Source organism: Enterobacter cloacae complex sp. P15RS, assembly GCF_014895905.1.
GTDB classification, from domain to species: Bacteria; Pseudomonadota; Gammaproteobacteria; order Enterobacterales; family Enterobacteriaceae; genus Enterobacter; species Enterobacter quasihormaechei.
On the sequence record NZ_JADBQL010000013.1, the window covers coordinates 223,932 to 249,376 of the forward strand.

General features: G+C 57.3%; 28 protein-coding genes. 18 read left to right on the forward strand and 10 right to left on the reverse strand.

The features are described 5' to 3' along the window. Positions 1 to 34 precede the first annotated feature (34 nt). Positions 35 to 1,078 carry an aminopeptidase gene (locus tag IM267_RS08845; protein WP_107533615.1) on the reverse strand — a complete coding sequence of 348 codons (1,044 nt, stop codon included), beginning with the start codon at positions 1,076 to 1,078 and terminating at the stop codon, positions 35 to 37. Between the two features lie 237 nt (positions 1,079 to 1,315). Here IM267_RS08845 and cysG point away from each other — a divergent pair, with 237 nt between their 5' ends. The 13 genes from cysG to rpoS all read left to right on the forward strand — a co-directional run bounded on the left by cysG (position 1,316) and on the right by rpoS (position 12,318). Continuing rightward, positions 1,316 to 2,674: a siroheme synthase CysG gene (gene cysG, locus IM267_RS08850; RefSeq protein ID WP_193033211.1), complete on the forward strand. Its 1,359-nt coding sequence runs from the start codon at positions 1,316 to 1,318 to the stop codon at positions 2,672 to 2,674. 9 nt (positions 2,675 to 2,683) lie between these two features. Then, the gene (cysD, locus tag IM267_RS08855) at positions 2,684 to 3,592 is read left to right on the forward strand and encodes a sulfate adenylyltransferase subunit CysD (RefSeq protein ID WP_008499613.1); all 909 of its coding nucleotides are present in this window, start codon (positions 2,684 to 2,686) and stop codon (positions 3,590 to 3,592) included. Positions 3,593 to 3,601: 9 nt separating this feature from the next. Continuing rightward, the gene (gene cysN / locus IM267_RS08860; RefSeq protein ID WP_193033212.1) at positions 3,602 to 5,026 is read left to right on the forward strand and encodes a sulfate adenylyltransferase subunit CysN; all 1,425 of its coding nucleotides are present in this window, start codon (positions 3,602 to 3,604) and stop codon (positions 5,024 to 5,026) included. After that, entirely contained in the window at positions 5,026 to 5,631 is a 606-nt protein-coding gene (cysC, locus tag IM267_RS08865; RefSeq protein ID WP_193033213.1) for an adenylyl-sulfate kinase, read from the forward strand. Before cysN ends, cysC begins: the two co-directional genes overlap by 1 nt. A 58-nt stretch (positions 5,632 to 5,689) precedes the next feature. Beyond that, positions 5,690 to 6,016: a DUF3561 family protein gene (locus tag IM267_RS08870; RefSeq protein ID WP_063869363.1), complete on the forward strand. Its 327-nt coding sequence runs from the start codon at positions 5,690 to 5,692 to the stop codon at positions 6,014 to 6,016. A gap of 79 nt (positions 6,017 to 6,095) precedes the next feature. After that, positions 6,096 to 6,407 (forward strand): cell division protein FtsB, encoded by a 312-nt coding sequence (gene ftsB / locus IM267_RS08875; protein WP_003862095.1) that lies wholly within the window; start codon positions 6,096 to 6,098, stop codon positions 6,405 to 6,407. A 19-nt stretch (positions 6,408 to 6,426) separates the two neighbouring features. Further along, complete coding sequence (ispD, locus tag IM267_RS08880; protein ID WP_131636304.1) at positions 6,427 to 7,137, forward strand: 2-C-methyl-D-erythritol 4-phosphate cytidylyltransferase; 711 nt, start codon at positions 6,427 to 6,429, stop codon at positions 7,135 to 7,137. Beyond that, entirely contained in the window at positions 7,137 to 7,616 is a 480-nt protein-coding gene (ispF, locus tag IM267_RS08885) for a 2-C-methyl-D-erythritol 2,4-cyclodiphosphate synthase (protein WP_193033214.1), read from the forward strand. The genes ispD and ispF overlap by 1 nt, the downstream gene beginning before the upstream one ends. Then, a complete protein-coding gene (gene truD / locus IM267_RS08890; protein ID WP_193033215.1) occupies positions 7,613 to 8,662 on the forward strand; it encodes a tRNA pseudouridine(13) synthase TruD in 1,050 nt (349 codons plus the stop codon). Before ispF ends, truD begins: the two co-directional genes overlap by 4 nt. Then, positions 8,643 to 9,404 carry a 5'/3'-nucleotidase SurE gene (surE, locus tag IM267_RS08895; RefSeq protein WP_006811764.1) on the forward strand — a complete coding sequence of 254 codons (762 nt, stop codon included), beginning with the start codon at positions 8,643 to 8,645 and terminating at the stop codon, positions 9,402 to 9,404. Before truD ends, surE begins: the two co-directional genes overlap by 20 nt. Further along, on the forward strand, positions 9,398 to 10,024 hold the full coding sequence (locus IM267_RS08900) for a protein-L-isoaspartate(D-aspartate) O-methyltransferase (protein ID WP_063451884.1): 627 nt from the start codon (positions 9,398 to 9,400) through the stop codon (positions 10,022 to 10,024). Before surE ends, IM267_RS08900 begins: the two co-directional genes overlap by 7 nt. A gap of 116 nt (positions 10,025 to 10,140) precedes the next feature. Further along, positions 10,141 to 11,265 (forward strand): murein hydrolase activator NlpD, encoded by a 1,125-nt coding sequence (gene nlpD / locus IM267_RS08905; RefSeq protein WP_063869369.1) that lies wholly within the window; start codon positions 10,141 to 10,143, stop codon positions 11,263 to 11,265. 60 nt (positions 11,266 to 11,325) lie between these two features. Continuing rightward, complete coding sequence (gene rpoS / locus IM267_RS08910) at positions 11,326 to 12,318, forward strand: RNA polymerase sigma factor RpoS (RefSeq protein ID WP_022649182.1); 993 nt, start codon at positions 11,326 to 11,328, stop codon at positions 12,316 to 12,318. 51 nt (positions 12,319 to 12,369) lie between these two features. Here rpoS and IM267_RS08915 read toward each other — a convergent pair whose 3' ends face one another. Together IM267_RS08915 and IM267_RS08920 are read right to left on the reverse strand one after the other, a co-directional pair. Next, positions 12,370 to 12,747, reverse strand: coding sequence for a DUF4440 domain-containing protein (locus IM267_RS08915; protein WP_193033216.1), 378 nt, complete (start codon positions 12,745 to 12,747; stop codon positions 12,370 to 12,372). Continuing rightward, entirely contained in the window at positions 12,744 to 13,946 is a 1,203-nt protein-coding gene (locus IM267_RS08920) for an MFS transporter (protein WP_107533610.1), read from the reverse strand. The genes IM267_RS08915 and IM267_RS08920 overlap by 4 nt, the downstream gene beginning before the upstream one ends. 109 nt (positions 13,947 to 14,055) lie before the next feature. Between IM267_RS08920 and IM267_RS08925 the strand changes: the two genes are divergently transcribed. Continuing rightward, positions 14,056 to 14,943, forward strand: a complete 888-nt coding sequence (locus IM267_RS08925) for a LysR family transcriptional regulator (RefSeq protein ID WP_193033217.1) — start codon at positions 14,056 to 14,058, stop codon at positions 14,941 to 14,943. Here IM267_RS08925 and IM267_RS08930 read toward each other — a convergent pair. Next, complete coding sequence (locus tag IM267_RS08930) at positions 14,940 to 15,347, reverse strand: MarR family winged helix-turn-helix transcriptional regulator (RefSeq protein WP_063451879.1); 408 nt, start codon at positions 15,345 to 15,347, stop codon at positions 14,940 to 14,942. The two genes, IM267_RS08925 and IM267_RS08930, sit on opposite strands and share 4 nt — an antisense overlap. Positions 15,348 to 15,519: 172 nt before the next feature. On the opposite strand from IM267_RS08930, the gene IM267_RS08935 reads away from it, so the two are divergent. The 3 genes from IM267_RS08935 to IM267_RS08945 are packed head-to-tail and all read left to right on the forward strand — an operon-like array spanning position 15,520 to position 17,771. Next, on the forward strand, positions 15,520 to 16,122 hold the full coding sequence (locus IM267_RS08935) for a non-oxidative hydroxyarylic acid decarboxylases subunit B (protein ID WP_063451878.1): 603 nt from the start codon (positions 15,520 to 15,522) through the stop codon (positions 16,120 to 16,122). Beyond that, a complete protein-coding gene (locus IM267_RS08940) occupies positions 16,112 to 17,539 on the forward strand; it encodes a non-oxidative hydroxyarylic acid decarboxylases subunit C (protein ID WP_193033218.1) in 1,428 nt (475 codons plus the stop codon). The genes IM267_RS08935 and IM267_RS08940 overlap by 11 nt, the downstream gene beginning before the upstream one ends. A 10-nt stretch (positions 17,540 to 17,549) precedes the next feature. Beyond that, positions 17,550 to 17,771 (forward strand): non-oxidative hydroxyarylic acid decarboxylases subunit D, encoded by a 222-nt coding sequence (locus IM267_RS08945; protein ID WP_033146398.1) that lies wholly within the window; start codon positions 17,550 to 17,552, stop codon positions 17,769 to 17,771. Between the two features lie 141 nt (positions 17,772 to 17,912). Here IM267_RS08945 and mutS read toward each other — a convergent pair whose 3' ends face one another. Continuing rightward, entirely contained in the window at positions 17,913 to 20,474 is a 2,562-nt protein-coding gene (mutS, locus tag IM267_RS08950; RefSeq protein WP_193033219.1) for a DNA mismatch repair protein MutS, read from the reverse strand. A gap of 113 nt (positions 20,475 to 20,587) precedes the next feature. Beyond that, a complete protein-coding gene (locus IM267_RS08955) occupies positions 20,588 to 20,818 on the reverse strand; it encodes a SymE family type I addiction module toxin (protein WP_063869382.1) in 231 nt (76 codons plus the stop codon). A gap of 174 nt (positions 20,819 to 20,992) precedes the next feature. On the opposite strand from IM267_RS08955, the gene IM267_RS08960 reads away from it, so the two are divergent. Further along, positions 20,993 to 21,337, forward strand: a complete 345-nt coding sequence (locus IM267_RS08960; RefSeq protein WP_063452023.1) for a nitrous oxide-stimulated promoter family protein — start codon at positions 20,993 to 20,995, stop codon at positions 21,335 to 21,337. A 5-nt stretch (positions 21,338 to 21,342) separates the two neighbouring features. Here the strand turns inward: IM267_RS08960 and IM267_RS08965 are convergent, their stop codons facing one another. From IM267_RS08965 to IM267_RS08980, 4 genes are read right to left on the reverse strand one after another with little or no spacing between them, the layout of a single operon-like run. Next, positions 21,343 to 22,563: an MFS transporter gene (locus IM267_RS08965; RefSeq protein WP_193033220.1), complete on the reverse strand. Its 1,221-nt coding sequence runs from the start codon at positions 22,561 to 22,563 to the stop codon at positions 21,343 to 21,345. Positions 22,564 to 22,578: 15 nt separating this feature from the next. Next, a complete protein-coding gene (locus IM267_RS08970; RefSeq protein ID WP_193033256.1) occupies positions 22,579 to 23,340 on the reverse strand; it encodes an ABC transporter ATP-binding protein in 762 nt (253 codons plus the stop codon). Continuing rightward, complete coding sequence (locus IM267_RS08975; RefSeq protein WP_063869386.1) at positions 23,340 to 24,377, reverse strand: iron ABC transporter permease; 1,038 nt, start codon at positions 24,375 to 24,377, stop codon at positions 23,340 to 23,342. Before IM267_RS08975 ends, IM267_RS08970 begins: the two co-directional genes overlap by 1 nt. Further along, positions 24,377 to 25,375, reverse strand: coding sequence for an ABC transporter substrate-binding protein (locus tag IM267_RS08980; protein ID WP_112792744.1), 999 nt, complete (start codon positions 25,373 to 25,375; stop codon positions 24,377 to 24,379). Before IM267_RS08980 ends, IM267_RS08975 begins: the two co-directional genes overlap by 1 nt. Positions 25,376 to 25,445 lie beyond the last annotated feature (70 nt).

The window sequence follows — 25,445 nt, forward strand, 5'->3', positions numbered from 1 at the left end:
CCCGGTAAGCGCAGCGCCACCGGGCTTAACGACATCAGGCTTTGCCCGCTTTCGCCAGCTCCTTCACCAGCGGCAGCATCACTTTCACGACATCCCGGCTGCGGTGCTCAATCCGCTGCGGCAGCGTTTTATCAATGTGCTGCTGATTATCCAGCCGCACGTCATGCCAGCTGGTCCCGTTCGGGAACGCCTTTGATTTGGCGCGCTGCTGATAGCCGTCCTTTTTGCCCAGCGTCCAGTTCGTCGCCTCTACGTACAGCACCGGGATGCCGGCCTTATCAAACACTTCACCGTCATTACAGCAGCCCGTGCCTTTTGGATAATCCGGATTACCGCCCGGGTTTGTCGCGGCATAGACGCCATGCGAACGGGCAAGCGCCAGCGCGCGGTCGCGGGTGAGTTTACGCACGCTGCTCGGCGTGCTCTGTCCGCTATTAAAATAGAGCTTATCTCCCACGATCAGATTATCGAGGTTAATCACTAACAGCGTATTTTTCTTCTCCGCAGGGCTCATACGTTTGAGGAGATTCTCAGCGCCGAGTTTTCCTTCTTCTTCGCCGCTGGTCGCCACAAAGCGAATGCTGTATTCCGTTGGAATATTCTTCAGGCGTTCGGCCAGCTCAAGCATGACGCCCAGCCCTGCCGCATTGTCATCCAGCCCCTGAAGCGTCAACCCGCCGAGGTTATTGTCAATATCGGCGTCGCTCATCGGGGCGTAGGTATCAAGATGCGCCATGATGATAATCTGCTCAGCCGCTTTCCCCTCGTGCGCCGCAATCACCGTGCTGCCGGTCACGTTATGCCAGTTTTGCGTTTTATTCCGTGAGGTAAAGATGTAGCGGCTGTGAAAAGCGCGAATGTTGCTTTCGTAGCCCATATCCGCAAACTGCTGACGAATATAGTCTGCCGAGAGCATCTCGGCTGGGGTGCCGGTCATGCGGCCCGGAAAGACAGTCGCAATATGCCGTGCCTGCATACTGGCTATTTCACCGTAAGATTGATTTTTTGCCTGAGCCGGAAGGATAAAGCAAACGCCGAGCGCCAGGGCAACGAATCGGTGGCGCATTGCGGAAAACATAGTGAGTCCTTAAAAACAGAGCAAAATTTTAACCCGCATAGTATGAAACTGTGATCGGGTAGACACAATTTGAATTGCTCTTAAATGCCCGAAATTTCGCGTGTTAAGCACTTTTTGATATTTGCTTTTCCACGGCGTTATTCCATTGAGTAACTACTCATTCCAATTCGTAATTTCATTCGATCTAAGCCGCCCCCTATAGTCCCCTTATTCCTTGTTGTTAGCGAGTTGTTGCCTGTGGACTATCTCCCCCTTTTTGCCACCCTGAAAGACCGACCGGTACTGGTTGTCGGAACGGGTGAAATTGCCGATCGCAAAATCGCGTTTTTGCAGCGCGCAGGGGCGCAGGTGCAGGTCGTAGAAGAGGCGGATTTTGAAGCGTCACAGATAGACAGCGTGGTGCTGGTCATTGCGGCAACCGAAGATCGGGCGCTCAATTGGCGCATCTCCGACGCTGCCCAGGCCCGTCACCGTCTGGTTAACGTGGTAGACGACCAGCCGCTGTGTTCATTTATCTTCCCGTCGATTGTTGATCGCTCGCCGCTGCTGGTGGCGATCTCCTCCGGCGGTACCGCACCGGTGCTGGCGCGCGTGCTGCGGGAAAAAATCGAAGCGCTGCTGCCAACCAGCCTCGGACGCATGGCGGAGAAAGCCAGCTACTGGCGCAGCCACCTGAAAACGCGTCTCACCAGCGTGGCGGAACGCCGCCGCTTCTGGGAGCGCGTTTTTCGCGGACGCTTTGCCAGCCTGATGCATGTCGGCAACGAGACGGCGGCGCAGCAAGTCCTCGAGGACGAGCTGGATAACCCCGGCAGTACGGGCGGGGAGATCATTCTGGTGGGCGCCGGGCCGGGCGATGCCGGGCTGCTGACGCTGCGTGGCCTCCAGGTGCTTCAGGATGCGGACGTAGTGTTCTACGACCATCTGGTCACCGACGGCATCCGCGAGCTGATCCGCCGGGACGCGGAGCAAATTTGCGTCGGCAAACGCGCCGGCGAGCACTCCGTGCCGCAGCACGACACTAACCAGATGCTGATTGCCGCCGCGAAAGCGGGCAAGACCGTGGTGCGCCTGAAAGGGGGTGACCCGTTTATCTTCGGACGTGGTGGCGAAGAATTGCAGGCGGCAGCCGAAGCGGGCGTTCCGTTTCAGGTGGTCCCCGGCATTACGGCGGCATCTGCCGTCACCGCCTATGCCGGTATTCCGCTGACCCATCGCGATTACGCCCAGAGCGTAACCTTCGTGACCGGGCACTATAAAGCCGACAGCACGCCGTTTGACTGGTCGCATCTGGCCCAGAGTCGACAAACGCTGGCGATTTATATGGGCACGATGAAGGCGGCAGACATCAGCGAACAGCTTATTCAGCACGGTCGCGATGCGATGACGCCGGTAGCCGTGATTTCCCGCGGAACACGCGTCGATCAGCACGTCGCTATCGGCACATTACAAGACCTTGCAACCCTGGCGAAAGATGCCCCGATGCCCGCCCTGATCGTGGTGGGAGAAGTGGTGCAGCTGCACAGCACGCTCGCCTGGTTCCAGCACACAACCGACACAGAAGGCTTCGGGTCTTCTGTTATCAATTTGGCTTAAGGAACGGTTATGGACCAAAAACGACTGACTCACCTGCGGCAGCTTGAAGCGGAAAGTATCCATATTATCCGCGAAGTGGCCGCAGAGTTTTCTAACCCGGTGATGATGTATTCCATCGGTAAAGATTCCAGCGTCATGCTGCACCTGGCGCGTAAAGCGTTTTATCCGGGCACGCTGCCGTTCCCGCTGCTGCACGTGGATACCGGCTGGAAATTCCGCGAGATGTACGAGTTCCGCGACCGTACCGCCAAAGCCTACGGCTGCGAGCTGCTGGTGCACAAAAACCCGGAAGGGGTGGCGATGGGCATTAACCCGTTCGTGCACGGCAGCGCCAAGCATACCGACATCATGAAAACCGAAGGGCTGAAGCAGGCGCTGAATAAATACGGTTTCGACGCGGCCTTCGGCGGCGCGCGCCGCGACGAGGAGAAATCCCGCGCCAAGGAGCGAATCTACTCCTTCCGCGACCGCTTCCACCGCTGGGACCCGAAAAACCAGCGCCCGGAGCTGTGGCACAACTACAACGGCCAGATCAACAAGGGCGAAAGCATTCGCGTCTTCCCGCTCTCCAACTGGACCGAGCTGGATATCTGGCAGTACATCTATCTGGAAAATATTGAAATCGTTCCGCTGTATCTGGCCGCCGAGCGCCCGGTGCTGGAGCGCGACGGCATGCTGATGATGATCGACGACGATCGTATTGATTTACAGCCGGGCGAAGTGATCAAGAAGCAGATGGTCCGTTTCCGTACTCTCGGCTGCTGGCCGTTGACCGGCGCGGTGGAATCCAACGCGCAGACGCTGCCGGAGATCATCGAGGAGATGCTGGTGTCGACCACCAGTGAGCGACAGGGCCGCGTGATTGACCGCGACCAGGCAGGCTCCATGGAGCTGAAGAAACGTCAGGGTTATTTCTAAGGAGCCGCCATGAACACGACTATTGCCCAACAAATTGCCGATGAAGGCGGCGTGGAAGCTTATCTGCACGCCCAACAGTACAAAAGCCTGCTGCGTTTCCTGACCTGCGGCAGCGTTGATGACGGGAAAAGTACCCTGATTGGCCGTCTGCTGCACGACACGCGCCAGATTTACGAAGATCAGCTCTCTTCTCTGCACAATGACAGTAAACGTCACGGTACCCAGGGCGAAAAACTCGATCTGGCACTGCTGGTGGACGGCTTGCAGGCGGAGCGTGAGCAGGGCATCACCATTGATGTGGCCTATCGCTACTTCTCCACCGAGAAGCGCAAGTTTATTATCGCCGACACCCCGGGGCATGAGCAGTACACCCGCAACATGGCAACCGGCGCCTCCACCTGCGACCTGGCGATCCTGCTGATCGACGCCCGCAAAGGCGTGCTGGATCAGACCCGTCGTCACAGCTTTATCTCTACGCTGCTGGGGATCAAACACCTGGTGGTGGCGGTCAATAAAATGGACCTGGTGGACTATAGCGAAGCGCGATTCGACGAGATCCGCCAGAGCTACCTGACCTTTGCTGAACAGCTGCCGGGCAACCTGGATATTCGCTTCGTGCCACTCTCGGCGCTGGAAGGGGATAACGTCGCCTCTCAGAGCGCGAAGATGCCGTGGTACAGCGGCCCAACGCTGCTGGAAGTGCTGGAAACCGTTGAAATTCAGCGCGTGGTTGAGACCCAGCCGATGCGCTTCCCGGTGCAGTACGTTAACCGCCCGAACCTCGATTTCCGCGGCTTCTCCGGCACTATCGCCTCTGGCTCCGTGAAGGTAGGACAGCGCGTGAAGGTGCTGCCGTCCGGCGTGGAATCGTCCATTGCCCGTATCGTTACCTTTGATGGCGATCTGGACGAAGCCGGGGCTGGTGAAGCGGTGACGCTGGTACTGAAAGACGAGATTGATATCAGCCGTGGCGATCTGCTGGTTGACGCGCAGGAAACGCTGGCGGCGGTGCAGGGCGCGTCCGTGGACGTGGTGTGGATGGCGGAACAGCCGCTGACCGCAGGCCAGAGCTACGATATGAAAATTGCCGGGAAGAAAACCCGTGCACGCGTGGACGGCATTCAGTTCCAGGTGGACATCAACAACCTGACCCAGCGCGACGTAAGCGAGCTGCCGCTGAACGGCATCGGCCTGGTGGACCTGACCTTCGACGAGCCGCTGGTGCTGGATCCGTATCAGCAGAATCCGGTGACGGGCGGGCTGATCTTTATCGACCGCCTGACGAACGTCACCGTCGGTGCCGGGATGGTGCGCGAGCCAAACGCGCAGGCTGCCGTGGCCTCTGAGTTCAGCGCGTTTGAACTGGAGCTGAACGCGCTGGTGCGTAAGCACTTCCCGCACTGGGGCGCACGCGATTTGCTGGGAGGCAAGTAATGGCTGCCCATGATGAGAACGTCGTCTGGCATCCTCATCCGGTCACCGTCGCCCAGCGCGAACAGCTCCACGGTCACCGTGGGGTTGTGCTGTGGTTTACCGGGCTGTCTGGCTCCGGTAAATCCACGGTGGCAGGCGCGCTGGAAGAGGCGCTGCATCAGCAGGGAGTAAGCACCTATCTGCTGGATGGCGACAACGTGCGTCACGGCCTGTGCAGTGATTTGGGGTTCAGCGATGACGACCGCAAAGAGAACATTCGTCGGGTAGGGGAAGTCGCCAGCCTGATGGCGGATGCCGGGCTGGTGGTGCTCACGGCGTTTATCTCGCCGCACCGCGCTGAACGTCAGATGGTGCGTGAGCGCGTGGGGCAGAATCGCTTCATTGAGGTGTTTGTGGATACGCCGCTTGAGATCTGCGAAGCGCGCGATCCAAAAGGATTGTACAAAAAAGCCCGCGCGGGAGAGCTGCGAAACTTCACCGGGATTGACGCGGTTTACGAAGCGCCTGAATCCCCTGAGATTCATCTGGAAGGCCAACAATTGGTAACAAATTTAGTAAGCCAATTATTAGACCTGCTCAGACGGGACGATATTATCAGCTCCTGAGACGGTATCGTTCGGGAGCTGTCTTCCCGAGCGATGAGTCACGGTCACAGGATTAGCTATGCGCAACAGTGAAAACTACATTATTACCACCGGGTCGGAACCGTTAACGACCGACGACGAGACGACCTGGTCCTTTCCTGGGGCGATTGTCGGCTTCGTGTCGTGGTTACTGGCGCTGGGTATCCCGTTTTTGATCTACGGTGGAAACACACTCTTCTTTTTCCTCTATACCTGGCCTTTCTTCCTCGCGCTGATGCCCGTTGCGGTGGTTGTCGGCGTTGCGCTGCACTCCCTTTTCAACGGCAAGCTCCTGTATAGTACCCTCATCACTATTGCCACCGTTGTGGTCATCTTTGGTCTGCTGTTTTTATGGCTGATGGGCTAACTTACGGCATAATTAAAACCCCGCAGTAGAGTCCAGCGGAAAGTTATGGGATGATGATGCCGTTTTTTCAGGGGGCAGGATGGGTAAACTAACGCTGCTGTTGCTGGCTTTGCTGGTCTGGCTGCAATATTCGCTGTGGTTCGGCAAAAACGGACTGCACGACTACAGCCGGGTGAGCGATGACGTCGCGGCACAGCAGGCGACAAACGCCAAACTTAAAGCGCGTAACGATCAACTTTTTGCTGAAATTGATGACCTCAATGGCGGCCAGGAGGCGATTGAGGAGCGCGCACGCAATGAACTCAGTATGACTAAGCCGGGCGAAACGTTTTATCGTCTGGTTCCGGATGCGTCTAAACGCAATCAGGGCTCCGCACAAAACAATCGATAATCAGGCCCAGGATTACGACATGGCAGCAACTTTTTCGGACGTCTGTGCCGTGGTGCCGGCCGCAGGTTTTGGCCGGCGCATGCAGACAGAGTGTCCCAAGCAGTACCTCTCAATTGGTGATAAAACGATCCTCGAGCACGCCGTGGCGGCGCTGCTGGCGCATCCTCGGGTGACGCGCGTTGTGATTGCCATCAGCCCCGGCGATGCGCGTTTTGCGCAGCTTCCGCTGGCAAATCATCCTCAGATTACCGTTGTTGACGGCGGCGCCGAGCGGGCCGACTCCGTTCTGGCGGGCATTCAGGCTGCCGGACACGCGCAGTGGGTGCTGGTGCACGATGCCGCGCGTCCCTGCCTGCATCACGACGATCTGTCGCGTCTGCTGGCCCTGAGTGAAACCAGTAAAGTGGGCGGTATTCTGGCCGCGCCGGTGCGTGACACCATGAAGCGTGGCGAACCGGGTAAACCGGCGATTGCGCACACCGTTGAGCGCGTTGATTTATGGCACGCGCTGACGCCACAATTTTTCCCCCGCGAATTACTCCACGACTGCTTAACGCGTGCGCTTAAAGAAGGTGCGACCATTACGGACGAAGCCTCGGCGCTGGAGTATTGCGGTTTTCACCCCACGCTTGTTGAAGGGCGCGCTGATAATATAAAAGTGACGCGCCCGGAAGACTTACAGCTCGCGGAATTTTATCTTACCCGTACGACCTCTCAGGAGAAGGCATAATGCGTATTGGACACGGTTTTGATGTACACGCCTTTGGCGGCGTTGGCCCAATTATCATTGGCGGCGTGCGTATTCCTTACGAAAAAGGCCTGCTGGCGCACTCTGACGGCGACGTGGCGCTGCACGCGCTGACCGACGCGCTGCTGGGTGCCGCCGCGCTGGGCGACATCGGCAAACTGTTCCCGGACACCGATCCTGCTTTTAAGGGCGCGGACAGCCGCGAGCTGCTGCGCGAAGCGTGGCGCCGCATTCAGGCCAGAGGCTACTCCCTCGGCAACGTTGACGTGACGATCATTGCTCAGGCGCCGAAGATGCTGCCGCATATCCCGCAGATGCGCGTGTTTATTGCTGAAGATCTGGGCTGCCATATGGACGACGTAAACGTCAAAGCCACCACCACGGAGAAGCTGGGCTTTACCGGCCGTGGCGAAGGCATTGCCTGTGAGGCCGTGGCGCTGCTGGTGAAGGCGGCCAAATGACGGATTTCGATAATCTGACGTATCTGCACGGTAAACCGCAGGGCAATGGGCTGCTGAAGGCCAACCCTGAAGATTTCGTGGTGGTGGAAGATCTCGGCTTTGAGCCGGACGGCGAAGGCGAGCACATTCTGGTGCGCATCCTGAAAAACGGCTGCAACACCCGCTTCGTGGCGGACGCGCTGGCAAAATTCCTCAACATTCACGCCCGCGAGGTGAGCTTCGCCGGGCAGAAAGACAAGCACGCCGTGACCGAGCAGTGGCTTTGCGCCCGCGTGCCCGGCAATGCGATGCCTGATTTAAGCAAATTTGAGCTTGAAGGCTGTAAGGTGCTGGAGTACGCCCGTCACAAGCGCAAGCTGCGTCTGGGCGCACTGAAAGGCAATGCCTTTACCCTGGTACTGCGCGAAGTGACCGACCGCGAAGACGTTGAAAAACGCCTGAAGGCCATTAACGAACGCGGCGTGCCGAACTATTTCGGCGCGCAGCGCTTTGGGATCGGCGGCAGCAACCTGCTGGGCGCGCTGCGCTGGGCGCAAAGCGATGCACCGGTGCGCGATCGTAATAAACGCAGTTTTTGGTTGTCGGCAGCCCGCAGCGCGTTGTTTAATCAGATTGTGAGCCAACGGCTGAAAAAACCGGACGCGAATCAAGTTGTTGTCGGCGATGCGCTACAATTAGCGGGACGCGGAAGCTGGTTTGTGGCAACGGCCGAAGAGATGGCCGATGTCCAGTCGCGCGTGGACGCTAAAGCGCTGATGATCACCGCCGCCTTGCCGGGCTCAGGCGACTGGGGAACCCAGGGCGAGGCGCGGGTTTTTGAGGAGTCAGCGGTGGCGGATGCGCCGGAATTACAATCATTGCTGGTGCGGGAAAAGGTCGAGGCGGCACGCCGTGCGATGCTCCTCTACCCGCAACAGCTGAGCTGGAACTGGTGGGATGACGTAACCGTCGAGTTACGCTTCTGGCTGCCGGCAGGTAACTTTGCCACCAGTGTTGTCAGGGAACTTATCAACACGTCGGGTGATTATGCGAATATTGCTGAGTAACGATGACGGGATCCATGCGCCAGGTATTCAGACGCTGGCGAAACACCTCCGTGAATTTGCCGATGTGCAGGTCGTGGCTCCCGATCGTAACCGCAGCGGCGCGTCTAACTCATTGACGCTGGAGTCTTCACTACGCACCTTTACCTTTGAGAATGGCGATATTGCCGTTCAGATGGGGACGCCGACCGACTGCGTGTTTCTGGGCGTGAACGCGCTGATGCGCCCACGACCGGACGTTGTGGTCTCCGGCATCAATGCCGGGCCGAATCTTGGCGATGATGTGATTTACTCCGGCACCGTGGCCGCGGCGATGGAAGGGCGTCACCTGGGGTTCCCGGCGCTGGCGGTCTCGTTAAACGGTCACACCCACTACGACACTGCCGCCGCGGTGACCTGCTCCCTTCTCCGTGCGCTTGGCCGCGAGCCGCTGCGTACCGGACGTATCCTCAATATTAACGTGCCGGATCTCCCGCTGGACGAGATTAAAGGGATCCGCGTGACGCGCTGCGGTAGTCGCCATCCTGCCGATCAGGTTATTCCCCAGCAGGATCCGCGCGGCAATACCCTGTACTGGATCGGCCCGCCGGGAGATAAATGCGATGCCGGGCCAGACACCGACTTCGCTGCGGTGGATGAGGGATACGTTTCCGTTACGCCGTTGCACGTGGATTTAACCGCTTATAGCGCGCATGATGTGGTGTCGGACTGGTTAGATCGGGTCGGAGTGAACGCGCAATGGTAAGTAAACGTGTACAAACTCTTCTGGAACAATTACGCGCTCAGGGGATCGCCAGCGAGCAGGTGCTGGATGCGCTCGCTCAGGTTCCCCGTGAGAAGTTTGTAGATGAGGCGTTTGAACACAAAGCGTGGGAAAACGTGGCGCTGCCCATTGGGCAAGGCCAGACGATTTCGCAGCCCTACATGGTGGCGCGGATGACGGAGCTTCTGGAGTTAACGCCAGAATCCCGGGTGCTGGAAATTGGCACCGGTTCAGGGTATCAAACCGCGATCCTGGCCCACCTTGTGCACCATGTCTGTTCGGTGGAACGGATTAAAGGGTTACAGTGGCAGGCGCGCCGTCGCCTGAAACAGCTTGATTTACATAATGTATCGACACGCCACGGTGATGGATGGCAGGGTTGGCAGGCTCGCGCCCCGTTTGACGCCATCATTGTCACGGCAGCGCCACCTGAGATTCCCGCTGCACTTCTCTCGCAGCTGGACGAGGGCGGCATTCTTGTTTTGCCCGTCGGAGATGAGCAGCAGCTTTTGAAGCGCGTTCGTCGACGCGGCGGCGAGTATATTATCGATACCGTGGAAGCCGTGCGCTTTGTGCCCCTGGTTAAGGGTGAGCTGGCCTGAGACTCGGATTTTTCCAGGGTTATTAAGGCAAATTCAGCGTATGGTGTGGCGCGATAGGTTCGTGCCATCACGGTTATTTTTAAGTCACTGGTAGTTAACACATTCCTGGGGGATAAATGAGCGCGGGAAGCCCAAAATTCACCATCAGCCGTGTTGCGGCATTATCACTGGTTTCGCTCTGGCTGGCAGGCTGTTCAAATTCGAATAACGCGCCTGCGCCCGTCAGTTCCGTGAATGGAACCAGCGGCTCGGGTAACACGTCCAGCGGAATGTTGATCACGCCTCCGCCTAAAATGGGCACCTCAACGGCGCAGCAAACTCCGCAGATCCAGCCGGTTCAGCGTCCAGTTACGCAGCCTACGCAGATTCAGCCAGTCGATCAGCCTGTTCAGACCGAAAATGGCCGCATAGTGTATAACCGCAAGTATGGGAACATTCCGAAAGGTAGCTATACCGGCGGCAGCACCTATACCGTGAAGCGCGGCGACACGCTGTTCTATATTGCCTGGATCACCGGGAACGATTTCCGCGATCTGGCACAGCGAAACAACGTCCAGGCCCCGTATGCTCTGGAAGTTGGGCAAACGCTTCAGGTTGGCAACGCGACGGGGACACCGCTTACGCCAGGCAACACCGTTTCGGCTGCCGACGTCACCGCGCAAAATAACAGCGTTACCCCTGCACAAAAAACCACCACGACGGTTGCTTCCCAACCTGTAATTACGTATTCTGAGGATTCAGGTGATCAGAGTGCTAACAAAATGTTGCCGAATAATAAAGGTACTGCGACTGTTGTCACAGCACCGACTACGGCACCTGTGGTTAGCTCTACTGTACCGACTGCAAGCAGTCAGAATGCCAGCTCGTCAATCAATACCTGGCGCTGGCCAACTGACGGCAAGATTATCGAGAACTTTGCAACCTCTGAGGGGGGGAACAAAGGGATCGATATCGCAGGCAGTAAAGGACAGGCAATCATCGCGACCGCAGACGGACGCGTTGTCTATGCCGGTAACGCACTGCGCGGTTACGGTAATCTTATTATCATCAAACATAATGATGATTACCTGAGTGCCTACGCCCATAACGACACGATGCTGGTCCGGGAACAACAAGAAGTTAAGGCGGGGCAAAAAATCGCTACCATGGGTAGCACCGGAACCAGTTCTACACGCTTGCATTTTGAAATTCGTTACAAGGGGAAATCCGTAAACCCGCTGCAATATTTACCGCAGCGATAAATTGACGGGGCATGCCAGCCAGGGTGTCTCGTCCAGGGATCACGGGTAGGAGCCACCTTTATGAGTCAGAATACGCTGAAAGTTCATGATTTAAATGAAGACGCGGAATTTGATGAGAACGGATCAGAGGCTTTTGACGAAAAAGCCTTAGTAGAAGAGGAACCCAGTGATAACGATTTGGCTGAAGAAGAGCTGTTATCGCAGGGTGCCACACAGCGTGTGCTGGACGCGACTCAGCTTTACCTTGGGGAGATTGGTTACTCCCCACTGCTAACGGCCGAAGAAGAAGTCTATTTCGCACGTCGTGCTTTGCGTGGTGATGTTGCCTCGCGTCGTCGCATGATCGAAAGTAACCTGCGACTGGTCGTGAAAATTGCCCGCCGTTACGGCAATCGTGGTCTGGCTCTGCTGGATCTGATTGAAGAGGGCAACTTAGGTCTCATCCGCGCAGTTGAGAAGTTTGACCCGGAACGCGGGTTCCGTTTCTCAACCTACGCGACCTGGTGGATTCGTCAGACCATCGAACGGGCTATTATGAACCAGACCCGTACGATTCGACTGCCGATTCACATCGTCAAAGAGTTGAATGTTTATCTGCGTACCGCGCGCGAGTTGTCCCATAAGCTGGACCACGAGCCAAGTGCGGAAGAGATTGCAGAGCAACTCGACAAACCGGTTGATGACGTAAGCCGTATGCTGCGTCTCAACGAGCGCATTACCTCGGTTGACACCCCGCTGGGTGGCGACTCCGAAAAAGCGCTGCTGGACATCCTGGCCGATGAAAAAGACAACGGCCCGGAAGACACCACGCAGGACGATGACATGAAACAGAGCATCGTTAAATGGTTGTTCGAACTGAACGCCAAACAGCGTGAAGTGCTGGCACGTCGTTTCGGTTTACTGGGGTATGAAGCTGCGACACTGGAAGACGTCGGCCGTGAGATTGGCCTGACCCGTGAACGTGTTCGTCAGATTCAGGTTGAAGGTCTGCGCCGCTTGCGCGAAATCCTGCAAGGGCAAGGTCTGAATATCGAAGCGCTGTTCCGCGAGTAAGCAACCATTCGTCAGAAAAAGGCCCGTCGTGAGACGGGCCTTTTTTATGCCTTACGATTGCGTCGTTTCGTGCAGCAAACGCCAGCTGATGGTATCGCCTTCCTGATTGAGCACCGCGGTTGACCAGCGCACGTTAACGGGCTGGCCTGGTCGGGTTTGCGTCTCCCGGTAATGAAGCACCGCGCCGTTGTCCCACGTCTGTAGCGTCCTTAACGCATCAATGCCGATCCTGAGCCCAGGCCGGGCTCCACGCTGCGCGTTTAAAAATTGAGCAAGGGCGTGATGGTCTAAAGGTGTGCCACCTGGCGTGACCATCAGAAAGTCCGGGTGGAAACGGGCGAGCAGGGCATCGGGATCGCCTTTGCCTTCACCTAACCAGTTTTCAAGTGCGACGTGGATGTCGAAGATCTCTTGTTCGAAATGCGTCATGGTTGCTCCTGTTGCAGATGCGCAAGAAGCTGCGCGTTGTTAAGACGACAGACGTACAGTATGGGCAGCAGGGTGATGGCTGCGGCAAAAATAAACATCCCGTGCCAGGCGGCCAGCGGCGCGATATTCGCCTGCATGGTGCTCAGCACCTGGGCCAGCAGCAGGGCGCCCATAAAAAAGCTCAGCTGACGATTCAGATTCCACAGCGCGCTGGCATCTGGCATATCTTCCCGCCGCACCGTCAAAAACGCGCTGCTCTGAGCCGTGCTGCTACACAGGCTTCCCCCGGCTCCCATCAGCGCAAACGCAACGGCAGGTAACAGCATTGCCGAGGTGACGTTAATTAAAAGCAGAATGCCCGCCGCCTGCAAAAGGCAACCGATGACCACCAGCGGCCGGGGGCCGATACGGTTGAAATAGCGTCCTGTCGCGGTGATAGCCAAAAATGAGGCCACAGACCACGGCAGCATAAGCATCCCCGTTGCGGCGGGTGTCATATTGGCCTCGTTCTGGAGGTAATACATGCCCGTTACGTTTACGCCAATAAAGATGCCGGGTACGCACACATAGATGAGCATGGATAAGCGCAAAAGCGGATCCGCCAGCAAAGACAGATTTACTCTCCTGGTGGTTTTTATCGGTGACACTTCTGTTTTAAGCCACGCGCAGGCCAAAACAAAGGTAACGATGGCGACGGGCAGGGTGGCAAAAAATATCCAGCGCCAGCTTAACGTCTGAACCAGCATGCCGCCCACAGCCGGTGAGCAGGCGGGGGCAAGCAGTGCGACCAGCATCACCGCCGAGGAGAGTCTGGCCCGCTCGTGAGGCTTAAACTGTTGCCAGGTCAGCGCCTGGCCAACCGGGATCAGCAAACCGCCTCCGGCCCCCTGCGCTACTCGCCATGCAATCAGACTTTCCAGCGAAGAGGAGAGGCCCGCCGCAACGGAAGCCGCGCTAAAGAGGGCCAGCGAGAGCAGGATAACGCGCTTCGGCCCGACGCGGCGCGTCAGGATGCTGCTGAAAGGGATGACTAACGTCAGCCCGGCAATGTATCCGTTACTGACCCAGGCAAGCGCAGATGGCGTGGTATTAAACGCGTGAGCCATCGCCGGAAAGGCGACGCTGGCAATAAACATGTTTATCAAATCAAGGAAAAAGCCGAGCAGAAAGACGACGGCGATTTTGCTGCGATACGTCATGGAAGTTCCTCCGGTGAGGTGGCGTATCGTATCGGCCCCGGCGTTACGGATAAACGCGACAAAGCACGATATACTGTCAACATTATTTTGACAGTAAGCCAGGAAAGCGATGCTTAATCTACAGCGAACGGCGATGTTTATCGCCGTAGCGGACACCGGCAGTTTCACCGCCGCGGCGGAGTCGATGGGGCTGACAAAAGCGGTGGTCAGTTTCCATATTCGTCAGCTTGAAGAGGAGCTGGGTGTAACTCTGCTGCTGCGATCCACCCGTCGCCTGACGCTGACCGAGGCAGGAAGGCTTTTTCATCAGAGAAGCGTGATGCTGTTAAGGGATGCCGAGCGATTGCAGGATGACGTTCGCGCCAACCATGCCGGGCTGACGGGAGAACTGCGGATCACTACCACGCCCGAGTATGGCTCGCACGTTGTGGTGCCTTTGCTGGCTGAATTTAGCCAGCAGCATCCGGACCTTCGCGTGCGGCATGTCTCGTCCTCGGTGCATGCCGATCTTATCGCGGAGCGCTTCGATGTCGCTATTCGGCTGGGTACGCTTGCTGATTCGCGGTATCACGCCGCATTGATTACCACCTTCACCATCCTGCCCGTGGCAACGCCAGGCTGGCTGGCAAACCATCCGGTTGAATCGCTGGAGCAGCTGGCAGATGCTGACTGGATTATTCACGAGCGTTTAACTTCGCCGCTGCGCTGGCAGGTGAAAGGCGTTGATAGACATCCGGTGTCCTTTGAGATCAAAAAAGCACCGCGCCTGTATGCAGACAGTGCCCAGGCGCTGATGGCTTTTGCCCTCGCCGGATGTGGGGTGGCACTGTTGCCGGCGTGGCTGGTGCGAAACGCACTGGAGGCGGGGGATCTGGTCTCGCTGTTACCGGCGTATACGTTTGCTCAGCAGGGCATTTATGCCGTCTATCCCGATGCCCAGCATGTGCCGGCAAAAGTGCGCACGTTTATTGATTTCATGCGCGTCAGGGCTGGTTAATCGTGCATCATCTTTATGATGAGCGCTACAAATTGCTCTCGTTCCGCGTCGTTAAGGCGCCCCAAAAACGCCTCATCCACCTTATTTCCAATCGGTTTACTGCTTCCCAGCAGGGCCTCACCTTCAGCCGTCAGGAAGACAAAGCGACGGCGCTTGTCCGCAGGATCGTGCTCGCGCCTGACCAGACCGCGTGATTCCATACGGCTCAGCATTTCCGCCAGCGTCGCTTTGGTGCTCACCGCGACGTCAGTCAGTGCAACCTGCTCAATGCCAGGATTTTCAGCTATCGACCGCATCACCGCATATTGTGGCTTGGTCAGCTCGGGTAAAGCATGCTGCCACTGGGCGGTATGCTGTTGAAAAAGCTGGCGTAGCAGGTGAAAAGCTTCTTGTCTTAACTCCATGAACACTCCGACGGAAAAATACTCCTTCTATGATAGCCGCTCTCGGCCTGAATTTTAACGCGAGAGTTTTTAGCGATAAGTGTGGTCGTGTACGAACGATCTTGTCAGGCGCAGGATCCAGGAGTAGTTTACTTAATATGTTCGTATACGAACGAATTTATTGAGGTGCTGAATGAGACTGATTGTAGGAATGACGGGCGCGACGGGTGCGCCATTAGGCGTGGCGTTGTTGCAGGCGCTGCGGGAAATGCCGGAAGTGGAAACGCATCTGGTGATGTCGAAGTGGGCAAAAACCACGATTGAGCTGGAAACCCCCTTCACCGCGCATGACGTTGCCGCACTGGCGGATGTCGTTCATAGCCCTGCCGATCAGGCTGCCACCATCTCCTCCGGCTCGTTTCGCACCGACGGCATGATCGTCATCCCGTGCAGCATGAAAACGCTGGCGGGTATCCGCGCGGGCTACGCCGAAGGGCTGGTGGGGCGTGCGGCAGACGTGGTGCTGAAAGAGGGGCGCAAGCTGGTGCTCGTTCCTCGTGAAACGCCGCTCAGCACCATTCATCTTGAGAACATGCTTGCCCTTTCACGCATGGGCGTGGCGATGGTGCCGCCTATGCCTGCGTACTACAACCACCCGCAAACCGCCGATGACATCACCCAGCATATCGTGACCCGGGTGCTCGACCAGTTTGGTCTGGAGCATAAAAAAGCCCGACGCTGGAAGGGTTTGCAGGCAGCGAAACATTTTTCACAGGAGAATAACGATGGCATTTGATGATTTGAGAAGCTTCTTGCAGGCGCTCGATGAGCAAGGGCAGCTGCTGAAAATTGACGAAGAGGTTAACGCGGAGCCGGATCTGGCGGCGGCCGCCAACGCTACCGGGCGCATTGGCGATGGCGCGCCTGCGCTGTGGTTCGATAATATCCGCGGCTTCACCGATGCCCGCGTGGTGATGAACACCATCGGCTCGTGGCAAAACCACGCCATTTCGATGGGGCTGCCGGCGAATACCCCGGTGAAAAAACAGATCGACGAGTTTATTCGTCGCTGGGACACATTCCCCGTCGCGCCAGAGCGTCGTGCAAACCCGGCCTGGGAGGAGAATACGGTTGACGGAGAAGACATCAACCTGTTCGACATTCTGCCGCTGTTCCGCCTGAACGACGGCGATGGGGGTTTTTATCTTGATAAGGCGTGCGTTGTCTCGCGCGATCCGCTCGACCCCGATCACTTCGGCAAGCAGAACGTCGGTATTTATCGGATGGAAGTGAAGGGCAAGCGTAAGCTCGGCCTGCAACCGGTACCGATGCATGATATCGCGCTGCATCTGCATAAGGCCGAAGAGCGCGGCGAAGATCTGCCCATTGCGATTACGTTGGGTAACGATCCGATCATCACCCTGATGGGCGCCACGCCGCTGAAATACGATCAGTCCGAATATGAGATGGCCGGCGCGCTACGCGAAAGCCCATATCCGATTGCGACGGCCCCGCTGACCGGTTTCGATGTGCCGTGGGGGTCAGAAGTGATCCTGGAAGGGGTGATTGAAGGCCGGAAACGCGAGATTGAAGGGCCATTCGGCGAGTTTACCGGGCACTACTCCGGTGGACGCAACATGACGGTCGTGCGCATCGATAAAGTGTCTTACCGTACTAAACCCATTTTCGAATCTCTCTACCTGGGGATGCCGTGGACCGAAATTGATTATCTGATGGGGCCCGCCACCTGCGTGCCGCTTTATCAGCAGCTGAAGGCAGAATTCCCGGAAGTGCAGGCGGTTAACGCCATGTACACACACGGCCTGCTGGCGATTATCTCCACCAAAAAACGGTACGGCGGTTTTGCTCGTGCGGTCGGGCTCCGCGCCATGACCACGCCGCACGGTCTGGGCTACGTGAAGATGGTGATTATGGTGGATGAGGACGTCGATCCGTTTAACCTGCCGCAGGTGATGTGGGCGCTGTCATCGAAGGTCAATCCGGCGGGCGATCTGGTACAGCTACCGAATATGTCTGTGCTGGAGCTTGACCCCGGCTCCAGCCCGGCGGGGATCACTGACAAGCTGATCATTGATGCCACCACGCCTGTCGCCCCGGACAACCGTGGCCACTACAGCCAGCCGGTACAGGATCTCCCCGAAACCAAAGCCTGGGTCGAAAAACTGACCGCGATGCTGGCGGCACGTCAATAAGGAGGAAAAAATGATTTGTCCACGTTGTGCCGATGAACATATTGAAGTAATGGCAACATCACCGGTGAAAGGTGTCTGGACGGTATACCAGTGTCAGCACTGTCTGTATACCTGGCGCAATACCGAACCGCTGCGCCGGACCAGCCGTGAACACTATCCTGAAGCATTTCGTATGACGCAGAAGGATATTGACGAGGCACCGCAGGTGCCGACGATCCCGCCTCTGCTGTAAAGGAAAAGCCCGGTGGCGCCAGGCTTACCGGGCGATAATATTGTGCGGTCTTTTTTGCCGGGTGGCGGCTTCGCCTTACCCGACCTACAAAACCCGTAGGCCCGGTAAGCGTAGCGCCACCGGGCAAAAGACCGCAGAACACTAAACCAGACTCTTCAGCCGATAAATCCACTCCAGCGCCTGACGCGGCGTCAGCGAGTCCGGGTCGAGGTTTTCCAGCGCTTCCACGGCCGGAGACGTCTCTTCCGGGGCCGCCAGCAGCGACATCTGCGTGCCATCTATCTGCGTGGCTGCCGCATTCGGTGACAAACTTTCCAGCTCACGCAATTTCTGACGCGCGCGCTTAATCACCTCTTTCGGCACGCCCGCCAGCGCGGCGACGGCCAGGCCATAACTCTTGCTTGCCGCGCCGTCCTGCACCGTGTGCATAAAGGCGATGGTATCGCCGTGCTCAAGCGCATCAAGATGGACGTTAGCCACGCCTTCCATTTTCTCTGGCAGCTGTGTCAGTTCGAAATAGTGAGTCGCGAACAGCGTCAGCGCCTTGATTTTATTTGCCAGACTTTCCGCACACGCCCAGGCCAGAGACAGACCGTCATAGGTGGACGTACCGCGTCCCACTTCATCCATTAACACCAGACTGTTCTCTGTTGCGTTATGCAGAATGTTGGCGGTTTCGGTCATCTCGACCATAAAGGTAGAGCGACCGCTCGCCAGATCGTCCGCCGCACCCACGCGTGTGAAGATTCGGTCGACAGGACCAATCTCAACCTTCTGCGCAGGAACGTAGCTGCCAATATAGGCGAGCAGCGCGATAAGGGCTGTCTGGCGCATATAGGTACTTTTACCGCCCATGTTAGGGCCGGTAATGATCAGCATTCTTCGCTGCGGTGACAGGTTCAACGGGTTGGCAATAAATGGCTCGTTCAGCACCTGCTCAACCACCGGGTGTCGGCCTTCGGTAATGCGAATGCCGGGTTTGTCAGTGAAGGCTGGACAGGTGTAATTCAGCGTCTCGGCGCGCTCGGCCAGGTTTACCAGCACATCCAGCTCGGCCAGCGCGGCGGCGCTCTGTTGCAGGTCAGCCAGGTGCGGCATCAGGATATCGAACAGCTCGTCATAAAGCTGTTTTTCCAGCGCCAGCGCTTTACCTTTCGACGTGAGAACTTTGTCCTCGTACTCTTTCAACTCGGGGATAATATAGCGCTCGGCGTTTTTCAGCGTCTGGCGGCGAACGTAGTGAATCGGTGCCAGGTGGCTCTGGCCACGACTGATCTGGATATAGTAACCGTGTACGGCGTTGTAGCCGACTTTAAGGGTATCGAGCCCCAGACGTTCACGCTCGCGGATTTCCAGCTTATCCAGATAATCCGTCGCGCCATCGGCCAGCGCGCGCCATTCGTCCAGCTCTTCGTTGTAACCCGGGGCAATGACGCCGCCATCGCGCACCAGAACAGGTGGCGCATCAATGATGGCGCGTTCCAGCAGCTCGCGAAGCTCGTTAAATTCGCCCATTGTTTCGCGGAGCTTTTGCACCGGCGCGCTGTCGACTTCTTCCAGCTGAGCGCGCAGTTCCGGCAACTGCTGGAAAGCGTGACGCATACGGGCAAGATCGCGTGGACGCGCGGTGCGCAATGCCAGACGTGCAAGGATTCGCTCAAGATCACCCACCTGACGCAGCACCGGCTGCAACTCGGTGTAACGATCCTGCAATGCGGCAATGGTTTGCTGGCGGCCGATGAGCGTTTCGGTATTGCGAATCGGCATATGCAGCCAGCGTTTAAGCATACGGCTGCCCATTGGGGTAACCGTGCTGTCGAGCACCGACGCCAGCGTGTTTTCAATGCCACCAGCGAGGTTCTGTGTGATCTCCAGGTTGCGGCGCGTGGCGGCATCCATGATGATGCTGTCCTGCTGACGCTCCATGGTAATGGAACGGATATGGGGCAGGGCGGTACGTTGCGTATCCTTCACGTACTGCAACAGGCAGCCTGCTGCACACAGCCCGCGCGGTGCATTTTCCACGCCAAAGCCAATCAAATCGCGCGTGCCAAATTGCAGGTTCAGCTGCTGGCGCGCGGTATCAATTTCGAACTCCCACAGTGGACGACGACGCAGGCCGCGGCGGCCTTCGATCAGCGCCATCTCGGCGAAATCCTCTGCGTAGAGCAGTTCTGCCGGATTGGTGCGCTGTAGCTCGGCCGCTATGGTTTCACGGTCAGCCGGTTCACTCAGGCGAAAACGACCGGAGCTGATGTCCAGCGTGGCGTAGCCAAACCCTTTACCGTCCTGCCAGATGGCCGCCAGCAGGTTATCCTGACGCTCCTGAAGCAGGGCTTCATCGCTGATGGTTCCCGGCGTGACGATGCGCACGACCTTGCGCTCAACGGGGCCTTTCGACGTTGCCGGGTCGCCAATTTGTTCGCAGATGGCGACAGACTCGCCCTGGTTCACCAGTTTCGCCAGATAGTTTTCAACCGCGTGATGCGGGATGCCCGCCATCGGGATCGGCTCACCTGCCGACGCGCCACGTTTCGTCAGGGAAATGTCGAGCAGCTGAGACGCACGTTTCGCATCGTCATAAAAAAGCTCGTAAAAATCGCCCATACGGTAAAACAGCAGAATTTCTGGATGCTGTGCTTTCAGCTTCAGATACTGCTGCATCATCGGCGTATGTGCGTCGAAATTGTCGATTGTGCTCATGGAGTTATGATATCCATTTCTTTGAAAATATTACGCTTTGAGCGGCTCAATGGCCGATTGTTCCTTCTATTGTCGCATGAAAAAAAGGTGCGGCGCAGAAAAAAGTCACGACTTTACGAGGCTTCTTCCGCCATCAATTCAATGACGATTTTCCCGTGCTCGACGCCCACCCGAACCTGAGAGTTGGTGGTAAACCCCGCCTTTTCAAGCCAGTCGCCCTTCAGGCTCAGCGCGGCGTGTACGCTGTAGCGTTTTGGGATTTTCGTTTTACGATCTTCATGACGTTTTCTGAAGTAACCCACTTTTAAGTGACGATAGGGTTTGGCGATCGCGATCTGCTGCATAGGCTCTCCGGTGAACAGGGCAAAGGTAGTACTTCATGCCTGTATAAAATACCAGTAAAAAGCAGCGGGGGGACGGGTAATTCTGGAAGGACGCTTCAGAAATTGGAATGCAATGACTGAAAATGCGCAGATAAAAAGGTATTATAAATGCACTTTATTGGTGAGGACGACGTCATGTCCGGTAAACGTATTTCACGCGAAAAAAAGACGATCGCCAGAATGATCGCGCTGTATGAACGCCAGTGTCCTGAGGCCTCAAGGGAAGAAGGACATTATCAGGCGCTGAAGGCGTATGCCGATAAGCGGCTGGATAAATGCGTGTTCGGTGAGGAAAAGCCCGCCTGCAAACAGTGCCCGGTACACTGCTATCAGCCCGCCAGACGGGAAGAGATGAAGCAGGTGATGCGCTGGGCAGGGCCACGGATGTTATGGCGTCATCCGATTCTGACTATCCGTCATCTGATCGACGATCGTCGGCCGGTGCCGGAATTACCGGAAAAGTATCGGCCTAAAAAATAATCGACTCAGCGCTGCATTGGGCGACAAATCACGCTCAGGGCGACGGCGCTGCACAGCGGAAATACCGCCAGCAGCAGCCAGGGGTAAATGGCTTGCGTTGAGGGCACCAGCGCCTTGTCCAGCAGGCTGCCTAACCCTAAATTCCCCGCCAGCACCGCAACGCCGCCGGCGGTGGAGAGCGCACCATAGTGCGCCCCAAGCGTCGACTCCTCGGCAAAATATGGGATCAAATCTTTTGCCGACGGCACCAGCAACATCTGTCCGAGCGTTAACAGCGTGACGAGGCTTGCGGAGGGCAGCAGGCGCAGCCAGCCTTCCGGTGGCTCAGTCGCCGCAAAGAGCGCCACGCTGGCAAACGAGGCGGAGAGCAGCAAAAAGCCCACCGGTAAAATCCTCACCGCGCCCACTTTTCGGGCGAAGCGGGCGAGGGGCAATTGCAGAACAATAATCAGCACTGAGGCCAGCATAAACAGCGGTCCCAGATCTTTCTCGCTGCCACCGGCGCGCTGGATCTCCACCGGCAGCGCCAGATAAAGCTGGTTATAGCTTAACAGCCATGAGCTGTATGCAATGATAAAGGCGACGAAACGCGGCTGACGGAACGTCGTCCACCAGGGCAGAATTTTCAGCGGCTTCGTGCTGTGGGGCGCCGCAGGCAGGCAGAAAAAGAGCACCACCAGCGCAACGATAAATATCCCTGCGCCAGCGAGCGCAACCTGGCGAAAACCCAGCCCCGTCAGCAGGGCACCCATCACCGGGCCGAGTACGGCGCCGAGTTCACCGCACACCGCAAACAGCGCAAACCACTCCGCACGGCTGCGTTTACCCGTTGCCTCACTTTGCGTTCCCGCTTTTGCCAGCAGGGCTTCTATTGACGGTGAGAACAGCGCGCCGCCAATGCCCGTCAGACAGGCCCCCAGAATGATGGGCCACAGCGATTGCCCAAAGGCCAGCAGCAGATAACCCGCCACGCGGACAATGCAGCCGCTGAGGATCACGCTCTTCGCGCCAAACCGGTCTGAAAGCGCGCCGCCGACAATAAACATTCCTTGCTGGGAGAAGGTGCGCAGCCCCAGCACCAGTCCGATCAGCCCGCCGGAGAGCAGCATATCGTCACGTAAGAAGATCGCCAGGAAGGGAACGACCGCGTAAAAGCCGATATTAAACACAAACTGGCTGCCCAGCAGAACGGGCGGCCAGAGGGTGGTGGCAGGGCGAAGAGGCATCTTGTTAACTTGTCCCTACACGATAAAATGAATGTGCTTTTTGCCGTGGTACGGCGAGATCTCGATTCTGGTTTTCACTCTGAATACGTCCCAGAGGAGTTCCTCGGATAAAATGGCCTTCGGGGTTCCGGTCGCTACAATCTGCCCTTGCTGCATCACGATCAGCGAATCACAAAACATGGACGCGTGATTAAGATCGTGAATGGCGACGATGCTGGTCACCGGCAGCTCGCTGATGAGCTGCATGAGCTGCATCTGGTGATGAATGTCCAGGTGATTGGTCGGTTCATCCAGCAGGATCTCGGTAGGCGTTTGCGCCAGGGCGCGGGCGATATGTACCCGCTGACGCTCGCCGCCGGACAAGCTCAGCCAGCCCTGTTCGCTGCGATCCAGCATATCCACGCGTTGCAGGGCGGCGGTGACGGTTTCGTCATCCTGCGCGCTCCAGTTCGAGAAGGGGGAGTGGTGCGGAATACGCCCCAGTTTGACCACGTCACGCACGCGCATATTGGCGTCGGTCATTCCGTGCTGTTCAACAAACGCCACGCGGCGCGCCAGCTGCTTTTTGGCGATGCGGGCAATGTCCTGTCCGTCGAGCGTCACGCATCCGGCATCCGGGCGACGCAGGCCCGCCAGAATGCGCAACAGCGAGGATTTACCGCAGCCGTTAGGGCCAAGCAGACCCACCGTTTCGCCCTGGGAAACCTTCAGCGAAACATTATTCACGATAACCTTTTTACCTACCTTCCAGGTGATATTGTCGGCGCAGATGCTCATCATTTATTCCTTGAGCGGTAGATAATCACGGCGAAGAACGGTACGCCCACCAGCGCGGTAACGACGCCAACCGGCAGGCTTTGCGGGGCAATCAGCATCCGCGAGGCGATGTCGGCCAGCACCATCAGGATCGCCCCCGCCAGCGCGCTGGCTATCAGCAGCGTGCGGTGCAGCGGCCCGAACAGGAAACGCATAACGTGCGGCACGACCAGCCCCACAAAACCAATCGAGCCCGCCATACTGACGATGGTCGCGGTGATCAGGGCCGTGGTGGTGAACAAGGCCAGGCGCACCCAGGGCACGGCAATGCCCAGCGAGGCGGCGGCATCATCACCAAAGGTAAAGGCGTCCAGCGCGCGGGAGTAGTAAAGACAGACGGCAAGCCCCGCCAGCACGACCACCAGCGCCAGCTGAAACTCAGGCCAGCGTACGCCGCTAAAGCTGCCCAGCAGCCAGAACATCACGTCGCGCGCCTGCTGTGCGCTGGCAGAGGTGCTGATGGTATAGGCGGTAATGGCGTTAAACAGCTGAGAGGCCGCCACGCCCGCCAGAATGGTACGTTCATTGCCGCCGCGCGCGCCGTTCGTCAGAAAGGCGACAAACGCAAAGGCGGCGAACGCCCCGGCAAACGCACCCGCAGAAAGGGACACCGCGCCGGTGCCGAGACCCAACACGACGACCGAGACTGCGCCCGTTGACGCCCCCGCCGACACGCCGAGCACGTAAGGTTCCGCCAGCGCATTCTTTAACAGGCTTTGCAGCACGGCGCCGCAAATGGCTAACCCGGCGCCGCAGCACGCTGCCACCAGCGCCCGGCTGAGGCGAAAGTCCCAGATCACGCTCTCATAGATGCGGTTGAGCGGAACGTCGGTCAGCCCCAGCTTATTGCTGATGGCGTAGAACACGTTGTTCAGCGGGATAGACAGCTCGCCGAGGCTCACGCCAAAGGCGATCGCCAGAAACAGCAGCACGAACGCGAGCAGGCACGATGCGGTCAGGAATACGCCCTGACGCATCTGAAGTACGGCGGTGGTCATCAGTTTAGTCCCAGTTTTCTGAGCTGTTCGCCGACCTGTTCAGCACCGTAAAGCGTGCGGATCGTCGGGTTCATGGCCTGACCATCCATTATCACGATATGACCTTTCTTCACCGCGTCGAGCTGGCTGACGGCAGGATCGCTTTTCAGGAATTTGATTTTTTCTTCGGCGTTATCCAGTGCCCAGCGGTTACGATCCAGGCTTGAAACCACAATCACGTCCGGATTGGCGGCAATAATGCTTTCCCAGCCCACGGTCGGCCATTCGGTTTCAGAAGTAATGGCGTTATGCCCGCCCAGCACGTTGGCAATAAAGCCGGAAGCACTGTTTTTACCGCCTACATAGGCGTCAGCCGAAGGCGAGGAGCTTGAGAACCAGAAAACAAAGGAGAGGTCTTTTTTGTTTTTGCCAAATTCCTGGCGCAGGTCTGCTTCACGTTTTTTGAAATCGGCGATAACGGCCTGGCCGCGCGCTTCGACGTTGAAAATTTTAGCGAAATCTTCGATCTCTTTATAAAGGTAGGTCATGTCCCACAGCTTCTGACGGCTGCCGTACATGTCGCCCGCTGCTTTTTTGGTGGCGCACATGCCCGGCGACAGGTAGCTGTTTACCCCCACGGTCGCCAGATCTTCTCGTTTGGCAACCTTGCTTTCCGGTCCGAGCAGCAGCGGCAGCTGAGCAGGTACGAAGTCGGGGTTTTGCGAAAGGATGGATTCAAGGGTCGGGATTTCTACCGTCAGGGTGTTGATTTTTGCATTCTGCTCCGCCAGCTGCGGCAAGACTTTGGTCGGCCAGAACGCGCTGGCTTTCACCTTATCTTCCAGACCCAGCAGCAACAAAATCTCAACGGTATTCTGACCCAGGGCAACGACGCGCTCGGGCGCTTTGGTGAATGTCTCTTTATACCCGCAGTTTTCTATCGTGAGCGGGTACGTGGTAGCCAGAGCTGTACTCATTGATGCAACCGCCAGGCCTAACGCACAGAGAACCTTTTTCATTAAACGCTACCCTTCATTAAAATTATGTTGATGCAAATGAAACGCATTATTAAGGCGGAATTTTATACAG

Coding starts and splice junctions, on each gene's coding strand:
- IM267_RS08845 (WP_107533615.1), bottom strand. CDS start 1,078: ATGTTTTCCGCAATGCGCCACCGATTCGTTGCCCTGGCGCTCGGCGTT.
- cysD (WP_008499613.1), top strand. CDS start 2,684: ATGGACCAAAAACGACTGACTCACCTGCGGCAGCTTGAAGCGGAAAGT.
- cysN (WP_193033212.1), top strand. CDS start 3,602: ATGAACACGACTATTGCCCAACAAATTGCCGATGAAGGCGGCGTGGAA.
- cysC (WP_193033213.1), top strand. CDS start 5,026: ATGGCTGCCCATGATGAGAACGTCGTCTGGCATCCTCATCCGGTCACC.
- IM267_RS08870 (WP_063869363.1), top strand. CDS start 5,690: ATGCGCAACAGTGAAAACTACATTATTACCACCGGGTCGGAACCGTTA.
- ftsB (WP_003862095.1), top strand. CDS start 6,096: ATGGGTAAACTAACGCTGCTGTTGCTGGCTTTGCTGGTCTGGCTGCAA.
- ispD (WP_131636304.1), top strand. CDS start 6,427: ATGGCAGCAACTTTTTCGGACGTCTGTGCCGTGGTGCCGGCCGCAGGT.
- ispF (WP_193033214.1), top strand. CDS start 7,137: ATGCGTATTGGACACGGTTTTGATGTACACGCCTTTGGCGGCGTTGGC.
- truD (WP_193033215.1), top strand. CDS start 7,613: ATGACGGATTTCGATAATCTGACGTATCTGCACGGTAAACCGCAGGGC.
- surE (WP_006811764.1), top strand. CDS start 8,643: ATGCGAATATTGCTGAGTAACGATGACGGGATCCATGCGCCAGGTATT.
- IM267_RS08900 (WP_063451884.1), top strand. CDS start 9,398: ATGGTAAGTAAACGTGTACAAACTCTTCTGGAACAATTACGCGCTCAG.
- nlpD (WP_063869369.1), top strand. CDS start 10,141: ATGAGCGCGGGAAGCCCAAAATTCACCATCAGCCGTGTTGCGGCATTA.
- rpoS (WP_022649182.1), top strand. CDS start 11,326: ATGAGTCAGAATACGCTGAAAGTTCATGATTTAAATGAAGACGCGGAA.
- IM267_RS08915 (WP_193033216.1), bottom strand. CDS start 12,747: ATGACGCATTTCGAACAAGAGATCTTCGACATCCACGTCGCACTTGAA.
- IM267_RS08920 (WP_107533610.1), bottom strand. CDS start 13,946: ATGACGTATCGCAGCAAAATCGCCGTCGTCTTTCTGCTCGGCTTTTTC.
- IM267_RS08925 (WP_193033217.1), top strand. CDS start 14,056: ATGCTTAATCTACAGCGAACGGCGATGTTTATCGCCGTAGCGGACACC.
- IM267_RS08930 (WP_063451879.1), bottom strand. CDS start 15,347: ATGGAGTTAAGACAAGAAGCTTTTCACCTGCTACGCCAGCTTTTTCAA.
- IM267_RS08935 (WP_063451878.1), top strand. CDS start 15,520: ATGAGACTGATTGTAGGAATGACGGGCGCGACGGGTGCGCCATTAGGC.
- IM267_RS08940 (WP_193033218.1), top strand. CDS start 16,112: ATGGCATTTGATGATTTGAGAAGCTTCTTGCAGGCGCTCGATGAGCAA.
- IM267_RS08945 (WP_033146398.1), top strand. CDS start 17,550: ATGATTTGTCCACGTTGTGCCGATGAACATATTGAAGTAATGGCAACA.
- mutS (WP_193033219.1), bottom strand. CDS start 20,474: ATGAGCACAATCGACAATTTCGACGCACATACGCCGATGATGCAGCAG.
- IM267_RS08955 (WP_063869382.1), bottom strand. CDS start 20,818: ATGCAGCAGATCGCGATCGCCAAACCCTATCGTCACTTAAAAGTGGGT.
- IM267_RS08960 (WP_063452023.1), top strand. CDS start 20,993: ATGTCCGGTAAACGTATTTCACGCGAAAAAAAGACGATCGCCAGAATG.
- IM267_RS08965 (WP_193033220.1), bottom strand. CDS start 22,563: ATGCCTCTTCGCCCTGCCACCACCCTCTGGCCGCCCGTTCTGCTGGGC.
- IM267_RS08970 (WP_193033256.1), bottom strand. CDS start 23,340: ATGAGCATCTGCGCCGACAATATCACCTGGAAGGTAGGTAAAAAGGTT.
- IM267_RS08975 (WP_063869386.1), bottom strand. CDS start 24,377: ATGACCACCGCCGTACTTCAGATGCGTCAGGGCGTATTCCTGACCGCA.
- IM267_RS08980 (WP_112792744.1), bottom strand. CDS start 25,375: ATGAAAAAGGTTCTCTGTGCGTTAGGCCTGGCGGTTGCATCAATGAGT.